This window comes from Mycobacterium sp. (assembly GCF_049281135.1).
Classification (GTDB): Bacteria; Actinomycetota; Actinomycetes; order Mycobacteriales; family Mycobacteriaceae; genus Mycobacterium.
In genome coordinates this window covers 1-3,735 of the sequence record NZ_JBAPRN010000255.1, presented here as the reverse complement: position 1 = coordinate 3,735, position 3,735 = coordinate 1, and the positions used below count along the sequence as shown (strand labels likewise).

4 protein-coding genes and 1 pseudogene are annotated in these 3,735 nt (G+C 64.0%); 2 read left to right on the top strand and 3 right to left on the bottom strand.

Going from position 1 to position 3,735, the window contains the following annotated elements:
• The first annotated feature begins 993 nt into the window (after positions 1-993).
• Positions 994-1,320: a hypothetical protein gene (locus WAN02_RS10265; protein ID WP_422264045.1), complete on the top strand. Its 327-nt coding sequence runs from the start codon at positions 994-996 to the stop codon at positions 1,318-1,320.
• 52 nt (positions 1,321-1,372) lie between these two features.
• Here WAN02_RS10265 and WAN02_RS10260 read toward each other — a convergent pair whose 3' ends face one another.
• The 3 genes from WAN02_RS10260 to WAN02_RS10250 form a co-directional block, all read right to left on the bottom strand.
• Entirely contained in the window at positions 1,373-1,948 is a 576-nt protein-coding gene (locus tag WAN02_RS10260; RefSeq protein ID WP_422264044.1) for a hypothetical protein, read from the bottom strand.
• 91 nt (positions 1,949-2,039) lie between these two features.
• A complete protein-coding gene (locus WAN02_RS10255; protein WP_422264043.1) occupies positions 2,040-2,537 on the bottom strand; it encodes an SRPBCC family protein in 498 nt (165 codons plus the stop codon).
• A gap of 118 nt (positions 2,538-2,655) precedes the next feature.
• Positions 2,656-3,285, bottom strand: a complete 630-nt coding sequence (locus WAN02_RS10250) for a TetR/AcrR family transcriptional regulator (protein ID WP_422264042.1) — start codon at positions 3,283-3,285, stop codon at positions 2,656-2,658.
• A 114-nt stretch (positions 3,286-3,399) separates the two neighbouring features.
• On the opposite strand from WAN02_RS10250, the pseudogene WAN02_RS10245 reads away from it, so the two are divergent.
• Positions 3,400-3,735, top strand: a pseudogene (locus WAN02_RS10245) (DinB family protein); the annotation flags it as partial.

The window sequence follows — 3,735 nt, the reverse complement described above, 5'->3', positions numbered from 1 at the left end:
GGCCTCGCGGTCAAGAGGTCGCTTCAGGGCACGTGCAGTTCGAGTGGGGCGGTCCTTCCAGGTACGTACGTGTGCCGCGCAGGTAACGACGAGGTCGGTCTGTGCTACCCCCCGCCGACCGGCACCTCGCTGATCTGCGTGAACTATCCCGATTCCAAGACGGCGGTGCGGTTTCGTACGACCCGCCCCCTTCCCCCAGCGACAAACAGCCCGCCGAACCCGCCTCCGACCGAGCTTCTGCTGTCTGACGGTTCGTGGTGCGGCTCGGTCCAAGCCTTCGGACCCGCCGCGTCGTACCAGATGAGTGGTCTGCTCGGACACGATGGTCCGCTCAAGGTCAGCTACGAGTGTGATGGGCCGATGAGCGCGACCTTCGGGCTAATCAACAAGACAAGTCACGTGTGGACGGTGAAGGCCCGAAAGACCGTCACGCAGGGGCCGCTGAGGGTTCGGACCGTCAAGCGCGCTTGGCTCTAACCCCAGACCGACCACCGACCTATTGGGTGATCGTGGAGCGTCATCTCGAGAGCTGAAGCTCAGGTGGCGATGAGCGGAAATCTCGATGGAGTCGCCAGCACCGCTGGTATTTCTCCACGGCGGCGTGAGCCGCCAGCAACCGGCGGTTCGAGTCCGGATGCGCAAGGATCTTCGTAGCGAACGACGACGACGTGCACACCCCTGTTGGGGTCATCTGATCGCGGCCCCACCCGCCTTGCTGACCTACCCCATGCCACGTGTTTGGCCAGTTCACCACGCTCTAACCAGGCCAACTCGCCATGGAATCGAAGTGTTCGCGAACGCCGGTCGGCTCGCGCGATGGTCCAGGGTGGTTGAGCCGTTCAAACTGCGGCGGTGTCAACCGCCCACGGCCTTCGATCGTCGAGATGGTGAGAGCGTCGAGCGAGAGCGAGCCAGGCTGATGTTGGGTACGCGCTGGCGCCTCCATCGGTATCAGCGACGCCAACGGCGGCGCTCGCACGGCACCGTATCGTCGTGGTGCAGAAGGATTGCGTTGGCGATGAGTACCTCGGCATCGAGGTGGACGCTCATCGGCACCTGTTGTACGTCCCGCAGGGCAACGGCACTGTCGACGTCGTCGGTTCTCGCACCGGCCGGGTGCGTAAGGTCCACGTTCTTCGGCGCCCGGGCCGTGGACAGCTCGACATCCTGACCGGACAGGTCCTGACCGACAGCGGCACCTTCACTGCCGGCTGTGAGCTGGAAGGACTCACCGCAACCGGACCGCAGCCGACCGGTAAGACGCAAGACACGGGTGCTACCCGAGCGCAACAGATGTCTGGCGGGTTAACCACGCTCTAACCAGGCCAGGTCGCCATCGCCAGCAAGTGGCCTGCGCGATGACCTGCGACGGTCAACTGTCGAAGGTCACCCCTTCGAGCATCGTGAGCGTGGTGACGTTCGCCGTCGTCCCATTTTGCGCGGCGAACGGAATGACCTCGCCACCTTCGATCAGCAGGCTTCCCTCAGTCCCGCCATAAGCAACAAACGGAAGGTCCAGGATCAGGTTGGACGGGGCCACATTCGGCGGCAGTTTGAACGCGGGCAACGTGTACGTCCCGCCCGTGATCATCCCACGCAAATGAACAATCCCCTGCGCGTCGACCGCGTATGCAGCTGGCCGGCTACCGGGAGTCGTCGCGTTGCTCCAACCGCTGCCGGCCGCGAACGTCACGGCATGCCATTTCAGTGGCGGGAGCTTCATCGCCGTCGTCGCCTTTGGCACCGTGCCCAGCGTTGATTCCTTGACCTGCGCGCCGGTCACCGTGTTGGCCTTCAACCGGTCACCGGCAATCGAATGCTCCTTGATCGAGGCGCCATTAATCAGATGACTCGCCTCACGTCCCGCCGCGGGAGCTGCCAGACCTACGACGAGACCAACAGCACTGAACAGCAACACCGGTAGCGCGCTCCGCCGAATCGCCCTCATGAGACCTCCCGCACTTCCCCCGACCTTCGGACCGTAGCGCTGCCGTCCCCCGGAAGTCGCGATCAACCTCGCTGAGTGCCTACGTCGAGACTTAGGCGTGACGAGACGGGGACTTGCTCTGAGCGATCTCGGCCAGGCGATCAAGGGTGTGTTCGATGCCGGCGCGAAGGTCGGTGCGGCGGTCCTTGAGGCCGTACAGAGTGTCGATGATGAACCAGCCGATGATCGTCAGGTGTTTCGTCACGGCGTAGGACTCGGTGACCCGGGTGCCGGTGCCCTCCGGTTCGAAGCGGTAGCGCCACTCGACGGTCCCGGCAAAGGCCTCTGTACGCGCGAACGCGAATTCCCGGCCTGGTTCGGCTGTGACGACCACCGGCTTGTTGGGCCAGTTCGGGCCTCGTCCGGCGTGGTTGACAGCTTTGAATCGGGCCCCAACCTTGGGACCGGTAGCGCCTTTGATCCACGCGCACGAGACGATCTCGGGTGAGGTCTCCGGCTGGCGCGTGACATCAGAGACGATGTCGTAGAGGTCGTCTGGGGATGCCTCGATGTAGCGGTTGACGCTGTCGGTGGTGAGTTCCTGACGCATGCCGGCCTCACGCTGCCGCGTGGGTGGCGACGCTGGAAACAACGGACATAGTGCTGCCTCCTCGAGTGGATGGTGTTGGTTTCGGTGTCGACGGCTTGTTGGGCTAAGCGCAACGAGGTCAGACTGGTCGCGTCTTTCGGCGCGTTCGCGGCGGATCACCGGTCTTGACTCGCCGCTGCACGTCAGCGAGGAACATCTCAACGGTCCGGTCGGCCAGGCGTACCCAGCGCGTGCCACCTGGGTCGTTCGCGACTTGCTGGTGAGCCAACCCGGTGACGATCGCGGTGAACACGTCGATGTCGGCCGAGTCGTTTACACCGGCCCGCCTGATCAGGCCGCTGCCGAACTCGTAGAACTCCGTGGCGATGGCGAACGATTCAGGCGAGGGTTCGAAGCCCGGGATTGTTCGCTGCAGCAGCAGTTGGTGTCGCACGACATCGTCGCTGGAGAACTGCACGCACTCACCGACGAATTGCGCCAACGCCTCATGGGGGTCGCTCGGATAGTCGTGGCGCACCGAGTCGAGGAACTGGCGCCATCCGTCGGCGAACATCGCGTCGTACAGATCTAGCTTCGAGTCGAAGTAGACGTACAACGACGGTTGGCGCAGACCCACAGCGTCGCCCAGGTCGCGCAGCGAGAGGGCGGCGAGCCCGTCGCGGCGGCCCAGCGTCCAGGCTGCCTCGAGAATCACCGCCAGTTTCGCCCCGCGGCGTTGTTGGCGGCGGTCTGACAATGGGGTCGTCACTGGATCACCTCCTCAGTGCTCCTATCGTCGATAGGTAAACTATCGTCGATAGGTCGCGCCGTCAAGTGAGGTTTCGGCACGTGATGGACCTTCCCCGCTGCGTAACCTGAGCCGGTGAAACGGTTGGTGGACGAAGACTTCAGCGCGGCGGAGTTCCGGGAGTGCATGCTCGACCGCGCGCGGCTCATCGGGGTTGTCATGCGGGATGCCGAGATTGATGGTCTCGTCACGAATCTCGTCGTGAACGGCGTCGAGGTCACGACCTACGTCGAGGCTGAGCTCGACCGCCGGTATCCGGTGCGACCGTTGATCCGCTCCGATTTCCCGGCTGACTTGCTCGAAGGATGGCGGCAACTGCAGGCCGACTGGTCAACGACGATCGACCGGGTGCGGGCGTCGCCAGGGATAGAGCACCGCAGCGTGAACGGCGAGTGGTCGGCTCTGCAGACC

Coding starts and splice junctions, on each gene's coding strand:
- WAN02_RS10255 (WP_422264043.1), bottom strand. CDS start 2,537: ATGCGTCAGGAACTCACCACCGACAGCGTCAACCGCTACATCGAGGCA.
- WAN02_RS10260 (WP_422264044.1), bottom strand. CDS start 1,948: ATGAGGGCGATTCGGCGGAGCGCGCTACCGGTGTTGCTGTTCAGTGCT.